Origin of the sequence: Paenibacillus sp. MDMC362 (genome assembly GCF_003269305.1) — a bacterium.
Lineage (GTDB): Bacteria > Bacillota > Bacilli > Paenibacillales > Paenibacillaceae > Paenibacillus_AQ.
In genome coordinates this window covers 247,647-266,934 of record NZ_QLYT01000008.1, presented here as the reverse complement: position 1 = coordinate 266,934, position 19,288 = coordinate 247,647, and the positions used below count along the sequence as shown (strand labels likewise).

General features: G+C 49.9%; 17 protein-coding genes and 1 pseudogene. 13 read left to right on the top strand and 5 right to left on the bottom strand.

The window, feature by feature from the left end; all coding sequences use genetic code 11:
* The first annotated feature begins 20 nt into the window (after positions 1-20).
* Positions 21-1,097 (top strand): Gfo/Idh/MocA family protein, encoded by a 1,077-nt coding sequence (locus DP091_RS03515; protein WP_113057080.1) that lies wholly within the window; start codon positions 21-23, stop codon positions 1,095-1,097.
* 143 nt (positions 1,098-1,240) lie between these two features.
* On the opposite strand, the gene DP091_RS03510 is transcribed toward DP091_RS03515, so the two are convergent.
* Both DP091_RS03510 and DP091_RS03505 read right to left on the bottom strand, forming a co-directional pair.
* Positions 1,241-2,863 carry a response regulator gene (locus DP091_RS03510; protein ID WP_113057079.1) on the bottom strand — a complete coding sequence of 541 codons (1,623 nt, stop codon included), beginning with the start codon at positions 2,861-2,863 and terminating at the stop codon, positions 1,241-1,243.
* Positions 2,860-4,599 (bottom strand): sensor histidine kinase, encoded by a 1,740-nt coding sequence (locus DP091_RS03505; protein WP_113057078.1) that lies wholly within the window; start codon positions 4,597-4,599, stop codon positions 2,860-2,862. The genes DP091_RS03510 and DP091_RS03505 overlap by 4 nt, the downstream gene beginning before the upstream one ends.
* A 309-nt stretch (positions 4,600-4,908) precedes the next feature.
* Here DP091_RS03505 and DP091_RS03495 point away from each other — a divergent pair, with 309 nt between their 5' ends.
* The 4 genes and pseudogenes from DP091_RS03495 (at position 4,909) to DP091_RS03480 (ending at position 9,977) form a co-directional block, all read left to right on the top strand.
* Complete coding sequence (locus DP091_RS03495; RefSeq protein WP_113057076.1) at positions 4,909-5,838, top strand: ABC transporter permease; 930 nt, start codon at positions 4,909-4,911, stop codon at positions 5,836-5,838.
* A gap of 20 nt (positions 5,839-5,858) precedes the next feature.
* Entirely contained in the window at positions 5,859-6,779 is a 921-nt protein-coding gene (locus tag DP091_RS03490) for a carbohydrate ABC transporter permease (protein ID WP_113057075.1), read from the top strand.
* 44 nt (positions 6,780-6,823) lie between these two features.
* Positions 6,824-8,444 (top strand): annotated as a pseudogene (locus DP091_RS03485) (extracellular solute-binding protein).
* A 447-nt stretch (positions 8,445-8,891) separates the two neighbouring features.
* Complete coding sequence (locus tag DP091_RS03480; protein ID WP_113057074.1) at positions 8,892-9,977, top strand: Gfo/Idh/MocA family protein; 1,086 nt, start codon at positions 8,892-8,894, stop codon at positions 9,975-9,977.
* On the opposite strand, the gene DP091_RS03475 is transcribed toward DP091_RS03480, so the two are convergent.
* The 3 genes from DP091_RS03475 to DP091_RS03465 form a co-directional block, all read right to left on the bottom strand.
* The gene (locus DP091_RS03475; protein WP_113057073.1) at positions 9,972-10,946 is read right to left on the bottom strand and encodes a hypothetical protein; all 975 of its coding nucleotides are present in this window, start codon (positions 10,944-10,946) and stop codon (positions 9,972-9,974) included. The two genes, DP091_RS03480 and DP091_RS03475, sit on opposite strands and share 6 nt — an antisense overlap.
* A gap of 255 nt (positions 10,947-11,201) precedes the next feature.
* Entirely contained in the window at positions 11,202-11,765 is a 564-nt protein-coding gene (locus DP091_RS03470) for a redoxin domain-containing protein (protein WP_113057072.1), read from the bottom strand.
* A gap of 85 nt (positions 11,766-11,850) precedes the next feature.
* Positions 11,851-12,519 (bottom strand): Crp/Fnr family transcriptional regulator, encoded by a 669-nt coding sequence (locus DP091_RS03465; protein WP_181469714.1) that lies wholly within the window; start codon positions 12,517-12,519, stop codon positions 11,851-11,853.
* A gap of 218 nt (positions 12,520-12,737) precedes the next feature.
* Between DP091_RS03465 and DP091_RS03460 the strand changes: the two genes are divergently transcribed.
* The 8 genes from DP091_RS03460 to DP091_RS03425 all read left to right on the top strand — a co-directional run bounded on the left by DP091_RS03460 (position 12,738) and on the right by DP091_RS03425 (position 19,272).
* The gene (locus DP091_RS03460) at positions 12,738-14,336 is read left to right on the top strand and encodes a cobyric acid synthase (protein WP_258394390.1); all 1,599 of its coding nucleotides are present in this window, start codon (positions 12,738-12,740) and stop codon (positions 14,334-14,336) included.
* Positions 14,337-14,526: 190 nt separating this feature from the next.
* Positions 14,527-15,399 carry a hypothetical protein gene (locus DP091_RS03455; protein WP_113057069.1) on the top strand — a complete coding sequence of 291 codons (873 nt, stop codon included), beginning with the start codon at positions 14,527-14,529 and terminating at the stop codon, positions 15,397-15,399.
* 23 nt (positions 15,400-15,422) lie between these two features.
* Positions 15,423-15,662, top strand: coding sequence for a glutaredoxin family protein (locus DP091_RS03450; RefSeq protein WP_113057068.1), 240 nt, complete (start codon positions 15,423-15,425; stop codon positions 15,660-15,662).
* Between the two features lie 429 nt (positions 15,663-16,091).
* A complete protein-coding gene (locus tag DP091_RS03445) occupies positions 16,092-16,307 on the top strand; it encodes a hypothetical protein (protein WP_113057067.1) in 216 nt (71 codons plus the stop codon).
* 24 nt (positions 16,308-16,331) lie between these two features.
* Positions 16,332-17,012 (top strand): hypothetical protein, encoded by a 681-nt coding sequence (locus tag DP091_RS03440; RefSeq protein WP_113057066.1) that lies wholly within the window; start codon positions 16,332-16,334, stop codon positions 17,010-17,012.
* Entirely contained in the window at positions 17,009-18,208 is a 1,200-nt protein-coding gene (locus DP091_RS03435; protein WP_113057065.1) for a glutathionylspermidine synthase family protein, read from the top strand. The genes DP091_RS03440 and DP091_RS03435 overlap by 4 nt, the downstream gene beginning before the upstream one ends.
* Positions 18,209-18,883 (top strand): hypothetical protein, encoded by a 675-nt coding sequence (locus tag DP091_RS03430; protein ID WP_113057064.1) that lies wholly within the window; start codon positions 18,209-18,211, stop codon positions 18,881-18,883.
* Positions 18,880-19,272, top strand: coding sequence for a DUF350 domain-containing protein (locus DP091_RS03425; RefSeq protein WP_100536174.1), 393 nt, complete (start codon positions 18,880-18,882; stop codon positions 19,270-19,272). The genes DP091_RS03430 and DP091_RS03425 overlap by 4 nt, the downstream gene beginning before the upstream one ends.
* The last annotated feature ends 16 nt before the right edge of the window (positions 19,273-19,288 follow it).

The following is a 19,288-nucleotide window of genomic DNA, read 5'->3' as shown; positions in this document are numbered from 1 at the left end:
GATAAAGGAGCTATGTAACTATGACGATGGAGAAAAGAAAACAGGCGATCGTGATCGTAGGTTATGGCGGAATGGGCAGCTACCACGCCAAGTTGATTAAGGACAATGCATATCTCGAGGTTACGGGAACCTTCGATATTTTAAAAGATCGCCGGGAAGTTTCCCGGCAAGACGGGTATCCTGCCTATGAGAGTTATGAGCAGGTACTAAACGATGCCGCGGTTGACGTGGTGCTTATTGCTACGCCTAATGACGTGCACAAGGAACTGGCGCTGCAGGCGTTTAAAGCCGGCAAACATGTCATCTGCGAGAAGCCGGTAACATTGTCCGTCAGTGACTTCAAAGAGATGGTGTCTGCGGCCGATGCTGCCGGCCGGGTGCTGATGGTTCACCAGAACCGCCGCTGGGACGAGGATTTCCTGACGATTAAGCAAATGTACAATGAAAAGACGATTGGGGATTTGTTCCGTATCGAATCCAGGGTACACGGGGCCAACGGCATCCCGGGCGACTGGCGTCATCTGGAAGCGCACGGCGGCGGCATGCTGCTGGACTGGGGCGTGCATCTTCTTGACCAGGTCCTGTTCATGGTGGACAGCCGGATTAAGAGCCTGAGCAGCCGCCTAAGCTTTATTCTCGGCGATGAGGTGGATGACGGCTTTGAATCGGTCATTGAATTCGAGAACGGCGTATCCGTACTGATTGAAGTGGGAACGACCAATTTCATAACGCTGCCTCGCTGGTACGTCAAAGGAACCGAGGGAACCGGCATTATAGAGGACTGGTCGTTAAACGGAAGAGTGGTTACCCGGAACCAGGATGCCGTGAAAGTGGAGCCGAAGCCCATTCAAGCCGGGGTAGGCTTGACCAAAACGATGGCGCCTCCTTCCGAAGAAGCTACCATTACGGGAGCTCTGCCTGAGCCATACCGTCAATCCAGCAGCTTCTTCGATAACTTCGCGGCCGTGATCCAAGGCGAGGCTGAGCCGATTGTGAAGAACGAGGAAGTGCTGCGCGTTCTGAACCTGATCGAAGCCGTGTTTGAATCGGCCCGGACGGGAGAAACGCTGAAGGATTTCGATATTTACCCTGCTTAAACTATATCGATTAGCACTCATTCTCATTCTAGAAAAAGTACCGCGGCTGCCAAGCAAATGAAGCTTGAGGCTGCGGTACTTTTTATGTTCAAGATGTGGTTGTTGACATCTCCATGCTCGATGCCTAAGTCGAGAGTGTAATGTTATTTCGCATGATCGATCTTTCCGCTGCTCCCGGCTTGCAGCACCCGCCTGTAGTCGCTGGGGGACAATCCCGTATCCTGCTTGAACAGTTTAGAGAAATGGGAATAGTTGGCGTATCCCACCTTAGCCGCAATCTGGTACACCGACAATGGTGTTGTCTCCAGCAAAAGCTTGGCTGCCTTGATGCGGGACTGAATAATGTAAGTGCCTAAAGACACGCCCGTTTCCTTCTTGAACACGCGGGCCAAATAATCCGGGTTGAGGTAGACGATTTCCGCCAGGCTCGTTCGCGTAAGCTCATCCCCGTAATGGCAATGAATATAATGCTTAATCTCCTCCACCACGGTATGCGAATGGTCGGCGTAGGCATGATATTCCGCTGCCGTGCTGACGAGATATTCCGTATATTTCTCCATATCCTCAATCGAGTTCAATGATTGCAGGAACAACTGGTCATTGGTTTTGCCGGTATACAGCTTATGTGCCTGGATTTCTTTGCCCTTCAGATAGGAATAGACCAGCTGCACGATATCCAAGCGGAATAAACGCAGCACCGAGGCGTTGTAGATGCCATTCCTGGCTAGGTTTTGCAAGTATTTGCGGGTTTCAACCAGAAACCCAGCCGGATCGTTCCCGCTGAGAAGCGCTTCCCAGTCTTGCAGCGGGGGAGGGGTGTACGCGACTTCTTGCAGGGAATGGTGTTCCAGAAAAATAATCTGATTCCGCTTTTTGATCATATCCTCATTCATTTGCAGCAGGATCCGAACGGACTTGTTGATTTCCTCCAAGGCCACCGAAATCGATACGCTGCATGAAGCATCGCCCCGGAGGAATTGATTGGCCTTTTCAATGAACGATGCGCAGATGTTTTCCATGACGCGGGAATCAGGAGGATGATTCCATTTCAGCATGACTATCCAATTGTAATCCTTATATTCCATAGCGGCTTCCACCGTGAACAGCGGGTCCTGGAACAATTCGGATAGCACGTTGAGAAACGCATAGTCAAACAGATCCTTGTCTTCTCTACCCAAACTTTGATCATGCGGAAAAATGGTGATGAGCACAGGAAGAAACAGATCCGACATCTTATAGGACAAATTCTGCTCCGCGATATATCCTGCGATGGCGGCCCGGTCCGAAGAGGCTTTCCTTTCTTTGATCAGCTTGCTCCAAAAATGCTCCTGGAGCTTTTTTTGATTTTTTTTCCACAGCTGCCCATCCTGAATCGCTTCCTGATCGCTTTGCTGTTCCTTTGCTTTATAGGCGGCTTTGGAAATGATGAGGCTGAGCTTATCGAATTCGATCGGCTTCAGAAAATAGTCAAAGCTTTGCAGCTCAATGGCTTTCTGCGCATAGTTGAAATCGGCGTAATTCGTCAGAAATATCGTCTGAATGCTGTATTGTTCCTCGCGAATCCAGGCGAGAAGCTCGAGTCCGCTGCCCTGCGGCATTTCGATATCGCAGATGAGGATTTGGACCGAATGCTGCTGCAAAATATCCCTTGCCTGCGCAACGCTGTAAGCGGTATAGACTTGTTCGATCGAAAGCGCCTTCCAATCGATTTTCTTCTCCAGCGCGGCCACGACAAAATAATCATCATCCACTAGCAATATGTTCATTGAATGTCTCCTTTCCGTTCCTGCACGAGTTGTGGAAGCGTTAGTGTGACGCAAGCGCCTCCCTCTTCCGGGTTGGAAAATTCCGCAAACGCCCGGCGATGATAAAGCAGCTCCAGCCGCTGAAGGGTGTTCATGATCCCGATGTGTTTTCCTTCGCTTTGATCAAGCGGTTTGCCCGCGGCCAATGTTTCCAATACTTCTGCGGGAAACCCGGGTCCGGTATCGGATATCCGAATGACCATATAAGATTTCTTCCCCTCCGTCCGCAGGCTTACGGCCAATCGAATTTGCAGCTCTTGATCTCGGGAGACGGCGTATTTTACCGCGTTTTCGATAAAGGTCTGTAACACGAGGGGCGGAATGGTGAGACCGGAAAGCTCCTCTTCAACATCAATGCGATATGAAAAGGCATCACGGTAGCGGTGCTTCTGAATCTCCAGGTAAATGCGGACATGCTCGATTTCATCTTGCAGCCGTACGACATTATCCCCGCTTTGAAAGATGTAACGAAAGTATTTGGATGTGGACAGCGACATATATTCGATTTCCTTAAACATCTGCATTTGCGCCATGCTGTAGATGTTCGTCAAGCAGTTCAGAAAAAAATGGGGGTTAATTTGCAGCTTCATATAATCCAGCTGGATTCTCTGTTTATCCAGCTGCTGCTCGTAAATATCGATTTTAAACTTCTTGATCTGTTCGATCAGATGTTTGAATTGGGAGTTGACCTGCTCAAGCTCGATGATCTCGCTGCTCATGAAATCCAGATTCTCGCTGTCCTCGTGGATGCGCCTTACATTTTCCGAGAAATTCTGAATCGGCTTTAACACCTTCTTCTTGAAATACAGCATAACCACGCTGAGCGTGCATGTCAGTACAACAAATAGCAGCATAATGAGAAGCTGGGCGATCATGATTGTCTCAAATATGCCGAATTGGATCACCAGCTGCACGCTAAAGGAAGCGTTCGAGAATCCCTCCGTAACCGTAGTCCGCGGCTGGGACAGGCTCAGCAGGGATGCGTTGGCTCCTTGAAGACGGTTGGCATCCATCACGCCTGTCCCCGGGCTCGTAAGGGCTGCCTCCTGAGCATTCACCAGAGAGACGTAACCGTCCTCGCCCAAATCCAGCTGCTGGAGCGGCCGGATCAGATCGTCGGCGGAGATGAGGCAGATCAGATACCGGTTGTGGTAAGGAACGATGTTGATGATGTAATGAGTATCCTGAACAAGGATCGGGTTCCAGTTGGAGTAGAACGTTTCGTATACGTTTTTGGAATCCGTGAGGGATACGATCTGTTTCTTAAGTTCCAGGAACTCTGTATATGACAGGGACATAGGTCCATAGTTCTGGAAGAAGTCCTGTTCCTTTAAATAGAAGAAGAAGTTGTATTCCTGGCCGTAGTTTTTCTGAAGCTCGTTAAACTGTTTATGCACTCTTTCGCTCGATTTAATATAATCCACGTAATCGGTGCCGGGGGTATCCATCATCTCAACGCTCTCATCATTCGCGAGCGTCCAGCCCATATAGTGGTTGATGTAGGAGAAGTCATGATTGATCTGCCGGATGTACAGATTCGCCGTATCCTGCAAATATCGGGTGGATTGCTGCTTTACGATGAAGATGGAGGCGAAGCTGATCACCAGATCCACTACAAGGGCAAAGATCGAGATAAAGAGCATGATTTTCACGTAGTGACGGATGGGATAAGGCTTGTTATTCAGTGCTTTAACCATACGAATGCCGTGGTTCCTTTCAGTCCGCTTCCAAATGAAAGCGTTTTTATATTGGTAAAAACATTATAAATGGAAATCACGAAAAAAGCAGGAGTGAACGCGCAGGCATCTATCATAAAGTCCGGATACCACATCGTAAAGTCCGGATCATGGCATGCTTCCCATAGGGACTCGAAGATTCCTTGAAGGGGGATAAGGCGAAGGTCCGAATAGCGCATGATGAGGTCCAAATAACGATTCCGGGCGGAAGTATAATGAAATTGCTTTCGCGACATGCCGGATTCAACGCGAACAGAAAGGGGAATCGATTTGAAAGCAGGCCAACTGAATCGAACCACGCACCCAACCCTCGGGCGGATCAGAAAGAACTGGGGCCTGTATTTGCTGCTGCTGCCTGCGGTTGTGCTGGTTCTGTTGTTTTCTTACGTACCGATGTACGGCATCCTCATCGCATTCAAGGACTACAGTCCAGCCCTTGGGATAATGGACAGTCCATGGGCGGGCCTAAAGTATTTCGAGAAATTTTTTAACTCTTATCAATTCTCGACAACGATCACCAACACGCTCGTAATCAGCTTATACAGCGTTGCGACGTTCCCGATTCCGATCATGCTTGCACTGATGGTCAATCAAATGCGCCAGAATGGGTTCAAGCGTTTCTTCCAGACGGTAACCTATATGCCGCATTTTATATCAACGGTCGTGATGGTGGGACTCATGCTGATTCTGTTCTCGCCAGGCTCGGGATTGATCGGGAATATCTTCCGGCTCTTTGGTGCCGAAGCGCCGAACCTGATGGGATCGGCCGGCTTGTTCAGCAGCGTGTACGTATGGTCGGATGTGTGGCAGCATACGGGCTGGGACAGCATTATTTATATCGCGGCGTTATCTGCCGTGAGCCCCAGCTTGTACGAAGCGGCTACGATGGACGGGGCAAGCCGGTGGCAGAAAATCCGGTTTATCGATATCCCGATGCTGATGCCTACGGTCGTGACCTTGCTTATATTGCGGATCGGCAGCTTGCTTGGCGTCGGCTTCGAGAAGGTTTACCTTATGCAAAACAGTCTCAATATTACCTCCAGCGAGGTCATCTCCACCTATGTGTACAAAATCGGGATGCTGAGCAGCCAATACAGCTTCTCGTCGGCGATTAATCTGTTTAATACAATCATTAATTTTGTTCTGTTGATTCTGGTTAACCAGATTTCGAAAAAATACAGCGGAAACAGTTTGTGGTAACACAAGAGAGGAAGGGTTCTATGGGCGTTGTGGAAATAAGAGAGAAGACAGCGCCAAGGCAGAAGAATACCCGATCTTCCGACAGGGTGCTGGAGATCGGCCTGTATGTATTCGCTGTCTTGATGCTGATCGTGTTGATTTACCCGCTGTACTTCATCATCATTGCTTCGTTCAGCGAGCCGGCCGCGGTTGCGAATGGACAGGTATGGCTGTGGCCCAAGGATTTTACGCTGGCAGGCTATCAAGAATTGCTGAAGCACTCTAATATATGGATTGGGTACCGAAATACGATTATGTATACGATTGTAGGTACCGCCATCGGCTTGGTGGTTAACATATCTGCAGCTTACGCGCTCTCGCGAAAAGACCTCGTAGGCCGCAAGTATATATCGCTGCTCTTTATTTTTACGATGTTTTTTAATGGCGGTTTGATTCCGACTTTTATGACGATCCGCGATTTTCAGCTGTACGATACGTTTCTTGTCATGGTGCTGCCGTTTTCGGTAGCCGCCTTTAACATCATTGTGGCACGGACTTTTTTCCAGAGCAGCATTCCGGAGGATTTATGGGAGGCGGCCCAGCTTGATGGCTGCGGGAATCTGAGATATTTCGCGACCATCGTGATTCCGCTTTCGAAAGCGGTCATCTCGGTCATCGCCTTGTGGACGGCCGTGGGTCATTGGAACTCCTATTTCAATGCCCTGATCTATTTAAAAGATACGAACCTGTACCCGCTGCAGCTCATTCTGCGAAATATTCTGGTCACCAACCAGATGCAGTCCGCCATGGGTACCGGAGAAGCCGCGGCCATTGCGCTGCGACTCGCCAATATTATGCGTTATGCGGTCATTATCGTCGCAACGGTGCCGATCATGTGCATCTACCCGTTTGTACAGAAGTATTTCAATCAGGGGGTGATGATCGGAGCCGTGAAGTCGTAAAGCCGGATGGATCTATTAAAAATAATAATTGGGGGAATGGTTGAATGGGAACAAACCATGTAAAGAGGAGACATCGCTTCAAACTGGCTGGCGTCATCATGCTGGCCGCAATCCTGCTGTTGAGCCTGGCGGGCTGCAGCGGCGGCAAGAAGGAGGAAGCCAAGCCGGATGCCGAAGCGGCGTTTAACAAAGAAGGTCTGCCGATTGTCAATGAGCCGATAACGCTGGACGTGCTGACCGTTCGCTGGGGCAATATGGGGGATACGTTCCTTCAGAACCAGTGGCTCAAGGATTTGGAGAAGGAGACGAATGTCAAAATCAATTGGCAAATCATGTCCTCGAATGATTGGGGCGAACAAAAGTCGATCATGCTGGCGAGCGGTACGCTGCCGGATATTATTTTCGGCGATATCGTATTCAGCGATTCCGACATCGTGAACAACCTGTCTTATTTCCGCCCGCTCGACGACTATATCGATCAATACATGCCAAACCTGAAAGCGGCACTGGAAGAAACACCCGAAATGAAGAAGATGAGCACATTCCCGGATGGTAAAATCTACTCTTTGCCGGCGCGGCTGCCGTCAAGGCCGAAAGCATCGATCCAGCCGATTATCAACAAAACATGGCTTGATCAACTCGGCCTTGATATTCCGGACAACACAGACGAACTGTACGAGGTGTTCAAGGCGTTTAAAGAACAGGATCCGAACGGCAACGGCAAGGCCGACGAAATTCCGGTCAGCGGATCGGGGAACATCAGCATCGATCTGCTGAACCCGTTCGGCATTACGGACATCAACGGAAACAGCATGATGGTCATCGATAACGAGCCCGTGTTCTATCCGGTGACGGAGAATTATAAGGAAGCGATCAAGTGGGCGCATAAGCTGTACGCCGAGGGCCTCATAGACCAAGAGATCTTCACGCAGGACAGCACCATGTCCACCGCAAAACATCAGAACCCGGATGCGGCGCTGATCGGTTTCTCCAACCAGTGGGTGCCGGACGCGGTGTTCGGAAAGTGGAAGGATCAATATATTGCGATTCCGTCCATCGCCGGACCTGACGGAAAAAGGTATCAGGGCGGGGAGCCGCAGGGCATGAGCCTCCGCAGAAACGAATTCCTTATTACCACGTCGAACAAGTACCCGGAAATTTCGGCTCGTTGGGCGGACCAATTCTACACCAATGAAGCGAGCATCCAAAATTTCTGGGGAGCCATCGGCACGGTCATTCAGAAGAACGACGACGGAACGTTTACGCTGATGAGTCCGCCGGAGGGAACGAGTGCGGATGCCTGGTATTGGGAGCAATCCGTAAGGGATTTTGGACCGAAGTACGTAAGCCCGAGCTTCGAGAAAAACATCATTCTGGATGAGACCACGGGCGACGGCTTGAAGCTGGTCATCGACAAGCTGGGCAGCGATTACGTAACAACGCCGTTCCCGAACGTCATGTACAGCGCCGGAAGAATTCCAGGAGCTGCCTACGCTGACAACGGATATCGATGGTTATGTCGGCACGACCCGCGCGAAGTGGATATCCAAAGGCAATATCGATGAGGAATGGGATACGTACGTCAAGAAGCTGAACGATATGGGTCTTGAGCGGCTGGTACAAATCCGCAAGGAGGCCTATCAGCGGTATATCAGCGTCAAATAGGGATCGACGGCAATCGTCATGAGCTGCCCCGCAGACTGATATGCTGCGGGGCAGTAACGTTTCGAACGATGACGAAACTGTGATTTTATTTATACGATCAGCTTCAACGGAGAAGGCGGAATTGTGTTGGAGAATCGAGCGTGCCCCCGAAAGCTTTCCAACGGAAAGCTCGCATCGAAAGCATATACTGTCCCCGGATTTTCACCTTATAACAAAATACAAAAAAATCTGGGGGCAACAGGGATCGTAAGTATGATCCGCATTCGAAGTGATGAATAAACTTGATTGAAACGAAATGGAAGGAGCACAGGAGGCAACCATGCGAAACATAAGTCACGGTGTGGAATGAATATCGGCATCAGAGACATAATGAACTGGTAGCCAGCATATATCCGAACGGCATATTCAACACCAGTGAGAGATAAGATATATATAAGGAGTGTATCGATGAAGAATCCATTTCGAATCGGCTTAATTGGATTGGGCGGGATGGCGCAGGAGCACATCCGCTGGATGAATGCAGAGAATGTCTATCAGTTCGTGGCCGTGAGCGACGTCAATGGGGAAGCGGTGTCCAGAGTAGGCGATCAGCTGGGAATTGAAGATGGCAAGCGATATGCGGACTTTAAGGATTTAATTGAAGATCCGGACGTCGATGCCGTCATTTCGGTTACGCCTAACAACGTGCACGCGGATATAATTAGAGCATGCCTGCAAGCGGGCAAACCTTTTTTGGCGGAAAAACCATTTACGCGGGTGTTCGAAGAGGCAATCCCCTTGCTGGAGCTCTACGAGAAACAGCCGGTTCCGGCCATGATCGGCTTTACGTATCGTTACACGCCGGCTTTTCGTTATGCCAGGGAACTTGTCCGAACAGGCAAACTCGGGGCGATCCGTCATTTCTCCATTCAGTATTTGCAAGGGTTTGGCGTGCCGAGCCAGCAGGTTCCCTACATGTGGAGATATAACAAAGCCGTTACGGGAACGGGGACGCTCGGAGATCTGGGATCGCATATGATCGATATGGCCCGATTTCTGTTTGGTGAATTTGAAGAAATCACGGCCCAACTGCATACCATCATTCCGGAACGCAGGGACCCGGTAACGGGAGCGATGGCCAAGATCGAAGTCGATGATTTTGCCAGCTTCCAGGCACGGATGACAGATGGCATGATGGGCGTGTTTCAGACGTCGCGCAATGCCTTCGGTTCAGGCAATCAGCATGAAGTATCCATTTACGGCGATCATGGCACGGTCCACGCCAGCACATTGGATCCGGAACGGGTGGTATGGATTCGCGAGGAGGAGCCCGGGCAGCTCGCCAGAACGACCATGGAGGTGCCGCAGCATTGCAAAGTCAAGCAGTATGCCGATTTTGCCGGGCTATTACGGGGGACGCCTGCCGACGGGATCCCCGGGTTTATGGACGGGTACCGGAATCAAGAGGTGCTGGATGCAGTCGTTAGGGCAAGTGAGACCAAAGCGGTTGTGGAGCTTCGGGATCATGGCCAACGGATCCAGAACAAGTCATAACGTCTTGCCCATCCAGATATACAGCGCCATCAAAATGAACAGAAAGAGGCAAAAGTTAACGCTTACAAATAACCCGCGAAGTAACGCGGAGCTGTGGAATTGAAATGGAGTTTTAAGCTCCCCCGTCCCTTCGATCAGGAACAGGATCAGTACTGTATGAATGATCGTATGGCCTATGACTTCCTTGTAACCGAATACAAGGCTTGTCATAATAAAAATGCCTGATACCAGGAGGGCGGTGAAACGGCTCATGATGCCCACGATAAATGCCCACGCCAGCCCAATTTCGATAAAAGCGGTGATCAGGACGAAGTTCTCAATGGTAAAACCGAAGGTAGGAAGCCCGTAGCTGCCCATTACGGAGCAAGCCAGTTCGGGAATGGTCAGTTTCTCCATGGCAAGCCAAGCGAGGGACATGCCCGTGCATATGTACATGACGGGGGCAGCCGTTCTTTTTATTGGAGTACCGCTCACAAACAAATAATACACAATGCCGAGATAAATCAAATAATCGATGGAATGAAACATACCGTAGGTTAATGTAGCTTGCAGATAGAGCAAGAATAGGATGGCACCACTCACCGGCAATGTGCGCTTATAGAGCAAGCAGGCTGCGGCGGCGGAAAGACCGAGGATAATCCACATGGAATTGGTTCTGAACTCGGGTGCCAGGTACGATCCGCTCAGAAGCTGCAGAATCAAGCCGATGGCCAGCCCAATGCGCAGGATGACTTCGGTATGGGGCCTTAGCCTGTGCAGCCATTGATGAACTTTCATGACCGGCCCCATCTTCCCCAGCGGATCGTGGAAGACGCATGTGAGCAATAAGATCAACAATGTAAACGCTAACCAAAACAGGAATGTCAGCGTAACGATCCGGGGAAAGGGCAGGGGGACCCATTCAAAGTTATCCGTAAACCATTTGACATGATTATAGATGTTGCTAATCTTGGAGAAATGCATTATCATTCGATCAGTTCCTCCCTTGACCAACTCTAGTCACCTATCCAAGATAATACAATATTATATAAAAAAGTATATTATTGGATGAATATATCCCTCATTATGAAAATATTATCCCTTAAGAGCATTCAAAGGCTGCGTTTGACCTTATAGTTATAGCTTCACTAAACAAGCCGATCCATCCGGATCGGCTTGTTGTTATGTCTCATGCTAGGAGTTCTTTTTACTGCTGAAAACGACTCGAAGACAGGTACAGCCCGGCTAAGGAAGCTGTGTTCCGCCAGCATAATGTTCAATGGTTTCATAAGGCAGATGATCGGTAATTAGGCGACCGTAGTGCGCGATTCGTATGATGCCGTCCTCGTCCAACACAAACTCTGCCGGAATCCGATTGAAATTTGAACCTTCTTCCGCCGTAAGCTTGAAACCTGCCGATTCAGCTTCATCCGTAAACTGATGCACATTCGGTTGAGCTAAGGTGGCTTGTGTCTTGGCTACCGAGGTCTCGACCCCATAGAGAGTGTATAGCTCCGCATTCGGATCGGCAATAAGAGGAAACGGAGTATTTTGCTGACCGACATGCTGCTGAAGGGCTGCATCCGGTGATTCAAAAACGCAAATGACATCCAGATGATGCTGCTGCCACTGAGGATATCGCTGAATCATCTGGTGCACCCTCAGATTGCACAGGGCACAGGCAGCGTTGCGGAAAAAAGCGAGAAGTAATTTACGTCCGCGATAGTTTTCCAGCGAAATCGTATTTCCATTTGGATCTACCCTTTGGAATAATGGAGCATATTCTCCGGGTTGAAGCATGTTGTTCATTTTGGATTTCCTCCTGGGTTAATGTGTATAGGCGTGAGGCCTAATACCAATGTAGCAGGGAGAACCCCATTGCTCTGTGACTAGGTCACAGAGCAGCTTCCGATAGACAGGCCCGGTTGATTATTTTCACCCAGCCTCTTCCTGTCTCCAGCCATCCTCTCTTTTGGAACTGGCCCAGCGTACGTGAGACGACCTCTCTTACGGAGCCGATGTCATCGGCAAGCTCTTGGTGGGTGGTGCGCACTAGCGGATGTTCATCCGAGCTGATGCGCAGCAGAGTCTTGGCAAGACGCTGCTCCAGCGGTAATGTCTGTCTCTCCTGCAGCATGTTTGCCATCCGCAGTGTTCCATCAAGCAGCCCGCCAAAAATAGCGCTGCGGATGGGCTCATACACCTGCAGCCACCGGAGGAAGCTGTTTTTCAACACATACAAAACCTCGACTTTGGACTCGGCAATGAGAGTGCCCGGATAGTCCTGCCCGCTTAGCCCGCTAAGTACGAGGAGCGAACAGACTTCTCCGGCTGATAATATGTTTAATACCGATTCGTTGCCATCTTCGTGGATGATCGTGATACGGGCCGATCCGCTCATGAGGAACATGCCATAGATCGCGGCATCCTCTCGTTGAAAGATTCTCGATTTGGCTTCAAAATGTTTGGTATACGGATTAGCTTGAATCCATTCTTCCGGTGGTACGACTTTCAAATAAGGAAAGATGTCGGTTATCTGCTTATCATTCAATTCAGGCTTCATGATGGATTTCCGCCTTTCGGTGATCATGCACGGACATGCGAAACTGCTATTCTATATAGTTAACATTCCGGCCTGACAAAGTTCAAGCGAAATTATCCGGACTTCATGCGGGAAGGACTCCTTTGGCGATGGTTTGCTATAATGATATGAGCAAGCGGTATAGGTCAGGGAAAAGGGTGAGGAAGATGAATGAAACAGAATACATAAGGGATACACCCATGAATATCAGGAAGAGGCAGGGAGCGGTACTCATGCTGCAGGGCACCGCTTCGGATGTAGGGAAAAGCATCGTAACAACAGCGCTATGCCGGATATTTCTACAGGATGGTTATCGCACGGCCCCATACAAATCGCAAAATATGGCTCTTAATTCCTATGTGACCCTGGATGGCAAAGAGATCGGCCGAGCACAGGGCGTACAGGCTGAAGCCTGCGGCATTGCCGCAACGACGGACATGAATCCGATCCTGATCAAGCCGATAAAGGACATGCATTCGCAAATCGTGATCCACGGCGTACCCCACATGCAGATGAGTGCGATGGATTACCGGACTCTGTTCCTGCCGAAGGCTAAAGAGATTGTGCTGGATGCGCTGGATCGACTGCGAGAGAGTTACGATATCGTTGTTATGGAGGGGGCGGGAAGTCCGGCGGAGATCAATCTTAAGGACCGGGACATTGTTAACATGAATTTGGCGGGATGGGCGGATTCACCGGTTATTCTGGTTGCGGATATCGATCGCGGAGGTGTGTTCGCTTCCATTGTAGGTACGCTCGAACTGCTTGAGGCCCATGAGGTGGTCAGGGTCAAAGGATTTATCATTAACAAATTCCGCGGGGATCTGGCGCTGCTTCAGCCGGGACTGGACTGGCTTGAAGAGCGGACAGGTATTCCCGTGCTGGGCGTACTCCCTTATATTCAGGAGATGCGGATCGAGGCTGAGGATTCGGTTGTGCTGGATGAGCTTCAGAATCACAGACTGGAAAAACGAGACCTCGATATTGTCGTGATCCGGTATCCGCGTATTTCGAACTTTACGGATGTTGATGCGCTGCGCATGGAACCGGATGTTGTCGTTCGCTTCGTCCAATCGGCGGATGAACTTGGGATGCCGGACGTCATTATTTTGCCTGGTACCAAGGATACGATCAGTGACCTCGGATTCCTCCAGGACCGGGGGCTGGCCGATGCGATCTTGAGCCAGACGCGGCAGCGGGATGTGCAGTTGGTTGGCATCTGCGGAGGATATCAAATGCTGGGCGAGCAGCTGTCGGATCCGCATGCGGTCGAAGGGAGCGTTCGGGATGCGAAGGGGCTCGGCCTGCTGCCGATTCGGACTTCCTTTTTAAAGCAGAAAAGGACCGTTCGAGTGAAGGGGAAGTTGTTACAGGAACATTCGCTGAGGTTCGCTGTCTCGGATACGGAGGCGGATTCGTCGATTACGGCCTATGAAATCCATATGGGCGTCAGCGAATGGAGCGCCTTGTCTGACGGCTCAGGACACCGCCCGCTTTTTTCGATTGAAGCGGATGGCACAGATTCTTTAAAGACGAAAGAAGATATTCAACCGCATATTGAAGGGACTGCTACTTCGGATGGACGCATATGGGGAAGTTATCTGCATGGCTTGTTTGACAATGATGTCTTTCGCAGATCCTGGCTGAACGGCATTCGGATGAAGAAGGGGCTGACTCCGATTATGGAAACGTTCAAAGCAGAAGAGCGCAAATTCGCGGAATTTGACCGTGTAGCGGACGTCGTTCGCAATCATGTGGATATGAAAAAAATATATGAAATCATCGGTTATACCTATTAAATGATAAGGAATGCATCCGATCATTCGGGTAATAATGATGAAGAGGAAGATAACACCATGCAGGAGCATGGTGTTATTTGCATGGAGCGAGCGGAAAAAGTTGATTAATTATAGGATAGGGGGGTATACTAAATATATAGACACATGATCATTGGTCTTGCAGTATATTCGATGATTGGAGTGATAGCCCATGTTGAATAGGAAGGGCACCATACTAACCTTAACGGGCATACTTGCTTTTGGATTGTTGACAGCATGCGATAACGCGAAGCTGGCCCCCGATGCGGGCAGCCATGGCGGGAATCATGAAAAGGAAAATGAAAGCCAGGAAACGAACGGGCACGGCGAACACGCTGGCGGGCATGAAACGGCCTCAGATCGTTACAACGCTGCGTTTACATGGAATGAACCGGTAAGAGCAGGCGCCGAATCCGAGCTGACGATTCGAATTACGGATCAAGACGGTGGACCTGTCCAGGATTTTGATGTCAATCATGAGAAGCTCCTGCATCTGATTATCGTGAATCGCGATTTGTCTTTCTTCCAGCATATTCATCCGGATTACAAGGAGAATGGCGTATTTACCGTGAACACGACTTTCCCGGCTGGCGGCGACTATAAATTGTTCGCAGATTTTGTGCCCAAGGGTGCTGGAGGGGCCACGCTAAGCGAATGGGTTCAGATTGAGGGAGAAGCAGGGGGATCTTCGGCGATTCAACCGGATTCCAGCCTAATCAAACAAGTAAATGGCAAGGAAATCGAACTGCGCCTAAGCAATACGTTATCGAATGAAGAGGTTGTGCTCGCCTATCATATTCAGGATGCCAAGACAAAGCAAGGAATCAACAACCTGGAGCCTTACCTGGGCGCAGTGGGGCACGTGGTCATTCTGTCCGAAGACGCCGAGCAGTACATTCATGTACATCCCCTGGACGAACGGAGCACAGGACCCAATGCGGAATTCGCCACGATCTTCCCACACGGCGGCCTCTACAAAATCTGGGGACAATTTCAGCATCAGGGTGCAGTGATGACCGTGCCTTTTGTTGTTGAGATTGAATAATCTTCGCTTAAGGAGTGATCGATATGACAGAATCATTAAAGATCTATACCATACCCACTTGCAGCGACTGCCATCACGCCAAGCGTTACTTCAAGGAGCAGGAGATACCGTATACGGAATATGATTGCACAGAGAACCCGGAATATCCGGAAGAAGTACGACGTCTGACGGGAAAGCAGATTGTACCTACGATCGTTATTGGTGACAGGGTATTTATCGGATTTGCCGATAACTTTCAGGAGATCAGGGAAATGATTAAATAATAAGGTCTCATGGAAATGGAAAAGAAGCATGGAACGTTCCCCGCGGGAGGATCCATGCTTCTTTTGCATGAGGGCCCAAAAGTATCGCCTTTAACTAGTCAGTAAGCGTAATGTAACGTTGCATGGTAGCCCAAGCCGCTAATCGCTCCTAGTGACAATGTCAAGACAGATCATCATCATGAAATATGATGCTACACCTAATAAAACGTAAATAATCAGGTACTGTACGGCCAGAATGTTCATTTTCATCAATTTTTTAATGGTAATTCACAGGTGTAAATAATCAGAAGCAGTGTTATTATATGGGTTGCGTCTTTTGGAAAAGATCGCTGCGGCAAGCGGCGATATCCCATCGTAGATTTTTTGAAACGATTCGGTATGATAACACGTATCAATACTCACTGCTTAGATGGAAGGGGTAGACACACTGTGGATAATGGGATGAACGTCATTTTGTTTGAAAAGAGGCCGGACGGTGAGCTGGTTCAGATTGAAGAACGATCATGGACGATGAACATGGTCGCTGCACTGGAGCATGTGAATTATATCGTTGTTGGCGGCCGGGAATATGAAACGATTGAAGGCAGATTAAGTGTAGACACGGGTAAACTTGAGCTTCTGCTCGTTCCGATGCGGAACGATTAATCCTGTCCGAAAGGAGAAACCATCTTGAGTAATGAAAAAGACAAAAAAGATCAGCCTGCATCCAAATGGCTGACGCCGGAAGGCAAGCCGATTCGGGTCCTGTCGAGCTCACTGGGCATCGCCTTGCTGGCGAACGCATTTCTGGTATCGGGCGCAGCAGCGAAAGACCTCGCTTCGGAAGCGGTTAACTCATCCGAAGAGCCGCAGCTGGTGTCCTGGTCAACAGAAGAAGTGAAGAAGTATTTTGACAAGAATGTCGATTGGAACATTCCGTTTCCTACCGAGAAGGAATTCCAGGAAGAGCCGGTAGAAGGAGCCGCTGCAGGATCAGGTTCGGGCGGCGGAACAACGATCGTCAACAACTATGGCGGGTACAATTCCGGCTTCGGCTGGGATGATTTGCTGCTCTATCACATGCTGTTCAACAATGGTTCGTATTATTCATCCAGCGGATGGTACAACAATCATCGCGGTTATTATGCGAATAACGGCAAGCCATATAAACCCCGCACTTATTCAAGCGGTACGTTCCAGAACAAGCCGGTGGTCAACTCCAACGTACGTCCTAAGACCTCAACGTCATCTTCGGGTACGATTACGCGTCGCTCCACATCGTCGAAGTCCGGCGGCATTGGCGGCAATTCCAGCGGGTTCAGCTCGTCGGGTTCGAAATCCAGCTCCAGATCCGGCGGTTTTGGAGGATGAGTCACGACAGCGTATTCACCGTATCGGGACAGCCTGACCCTAATCGGGAGAGGCGCGTAGCGGAACTCGCGGAGCTCGGCTTTACCTGGGCGGATTTGGAAGGGGAAGCCTACTGGATAGACCAGCTTGTCACCATACGTCAAGAAACCTATCATGAGCTGGAAGAAGCGGCTGCATTATTATGGGCCATGCTGGACAAAACCGTCCGTTATATTCATCGCAATCATCATATATACAGTTTAATCGGAATTCCGCCCGTCCTGTGGCAGATGCTGGACGAATGTCCCCTGCCGGAAGAGGGATTGATCAGCCGGTATGCCAGGTTTGATTTTGCTATTGCCCATGACGGCAGCATCAAACTGCTCGAGCTGAATGCGGACACGCCGACAGGCTATGTTGAGGCTTCCATTGCAACGCCGTGGATGTGCGCTCAGGCCGGTATCTTCTCTCCCAACGAACGGATGCAAGAGCTGGTTGCACAAGCGTGGGGAGTTGAGCGTCCGGATACGGCCGCCTGCATTGCTTACGGCGAGCATAAAGAGGACTCCGGGACGATCGAAGCATTGGTCCGGCACAGCGGGCTGGATATCCGGCTGGTGGATTGTCTTGATCTGTGGGTGGACGAAGGCATGCTGAAGGACGGGGATGGCCGGGAGATTCACCGGATGTTTGCCCTATATCCGAAGGAATGGATGTCCGTCGATGATGGCGGAGATGCGCTTGCCTATGCCATCGAGACGGGACGACTGCAGCTGTTCAACTCGCCGCACAGCATTCTGCTGCAATCCAAAGGACTGCTTGCCGCCATGTGGGGGATGTACGAGCTGGGCCTTTTGTTCGATGAGAAAGAACGTGAAGCCATCGTCAATTATATGCTGCCGACATACAACAAACCGGTATTCTCCGGCAATTTTGTATCAAAGTCGATGTTCGGCCGCGAGGGCGGTTCAGTTAAGCTGTACGACCAGGCCGGACAGCTCGAGGTAGAGGATCAGGACGGGTATGATACAAGTGTCATGTTTCCGACGGTCTATCAGCGGAGGGCAGACCTGGCCCGCGTCGAGACGGCGGAAGGCGAATTTCATTTACTGACAGGATTGTTCGTCCTTAACGGAATCCCTTGCGGTTTGCTGGGGCGGGCGGGCGGTTTGATTACGGGTAATTCCAGCCATTTTATCGCAATGGGAGTGAAATAAATGCAGTTGAAACAAGAAAGAAGGCAGCATAGTGGTGCTCCTAAGAGAAAGAGGAAACCTCCGGTTGTCCTGGCGGTATTGATCCTATCCCTCATGGTCCTGGCGCTGAGCGCATGCTCCGCCAACGGGTCGACGGTATTCCGCACCGGATCGGAGGAAGTATCCTCAACCTCTGCTCGCGTGCCTTGGGACTACCGGATCATTGAAGGAACCGTTGGCGATTTGATTGGCGGCGATATGACCGTCCTGCCGGACAACGAGCTGCTGCCGAACGACAACAACTATGCTACCGGGGACAAAATTTGGACGCTTCAATTCATGGATGCGGAGCTTACCACGGATGCGAATCAGCGAAATGATATCCGATTATCGTCTTGGCAGACGATTAAGTCGTTTAAGGACAAAAAAACGGCGGAATCGGATTTAACCAACCTGAAAGTTACGGTCAAAACCGATGTAAAGCTGGTTGGGGTTTATAAAACAACGTATAAAAAAGACGCCAGGCATTTTGCTGTCATCGAACTGCCGACGGGCAATCGGATCAAGCAGCCGATCGATGAGAAGCGTTATGCCGCAATGGAAAAGAAGGACAGGGTTGATGTTGTATTGGAGGAAGTGCATGATTTCGCCGATTACGACTTAGCCTATGCAAAATTTCGGGGGTGGGCGGATTGACGGTCGTTATTAATATTGTTGTAAGTGTAATCTGCATTATCGTGCTTCAATTGCTGGGTATGTTGATTTTCAGCTGGATGACCCGGTTTAACGACATGGAAGAGCTGAAGAAGGGTAATGTCGCAGTTGGCCTTGCTTTTGGCGGCAAGTTTATGGCAACGGCCATTATACTAGGCATATCCGCATATACGAATTCATCGATCTGGCACATGATGCTGTGGTTTGCCGTCGGGTATGTGTGTTTGATTGTTGCCTATTGGGTATTCGAGCTGGCTACGCCGGGCATTCGAATTTCCGAGCACTTGCAAAAGGGGAACGTAGCGATCGGTATTCTCCTTGCGATGGTGTTTATTGGTACGGCCTTTGCAATCAGCAGCTTGATTATTTAGGCCAAATAGCACCATT

Bases quoted from the DNA above. Each gene is read 5' to 3' on its own strand.
- DP091_RS03515 (WP_113057080.1), top strand. From the start codon at position 21: ATGACGATGGAGAAAAGAAAACAGGCGATCGTGATCGTAGGTTATGGC.
- DP091_RS03510 (WP_113057079.1), bottom strand. From the start codon at position 2,863: ATGAACATATTGCTAGTGGATGATGATTATTTTGTCGTGGCCGCGCTG.
- DP091_RS03505 (WP_113057078.1), bottom strand. From the start codon at position 4,599: ATGGTTAAAGCACTGAATAACAAGCCTTATCCCATCCGTCACTACGTG.
- DP091_RS03490 (WP_113057075.1), top strand. From the start codon at position 5,859: ATGGGCGTTGTGGAAATAAGAGAGAAGACAGCGCCAAGGCAGAAGAAT.
- DP091_RS03480 (WP_113057074.1), top strand. From the start codon at position 8,892: ATGAAGAATCCATTTCGAATCGGCTTAATTGGATTGGGCGGGATGGCG.
- DP091_RS03475 (WP_113057073.1), bottom strand. From the start codon at position 10,946: ATGATAATGCATTTCTCCAAGATTAGCAACATCTATAATCATGTCAAA.
- DP091_RS03470 (WP_113057072.1), bottom strand. From the start codon at position 11,765: ATGAACAACATGCTTCAACCCGGAGAATATGCTCCATTATTCCAAAGG.
- DP091_RS03465 (WP_181469714.1), bottom strand. From the start codon at position 12,519: ATGAAGCCTGAATTGAATGATAAGCAGATAACCGACATCTTTCCTTAT.
- DP091_RS03460 (WP_258394390.1), top strand. From the start codon at position 12,738: ATGAATATCAGGAAGAGGCAGGGAGCGGTACTCATGCTGCAGGGCACC.
- DP091_RS03455 (WP_113057069.1), top strand. From the start codon at position 14,527: ATGTTGAATAGGAAGGGCACCATACTAACCTTAACGGGCATACTTGCT.
- DP091_RS03450 (WP_113057068.1), top strand. From the start codon at position 15,423: ATGACAGAATCATTAAAGATCTATACCATACCCACTTGCAGCGACTGC.
- DP091_RS03435 (WP_113057065.1), top strand. From the start codon at position 17,009: ATGAGTCACGACAGCGTATTCACCGTATCGGGACAGCCTGACCCTAAT.
- DP091_RS03430 (WP_113057064.1), top strand. From the start codon at position 18,209: ATGCAGTTGAAACAAGAAAGAAGGCAGCATAGTGGTGCTCCTAAGAGA.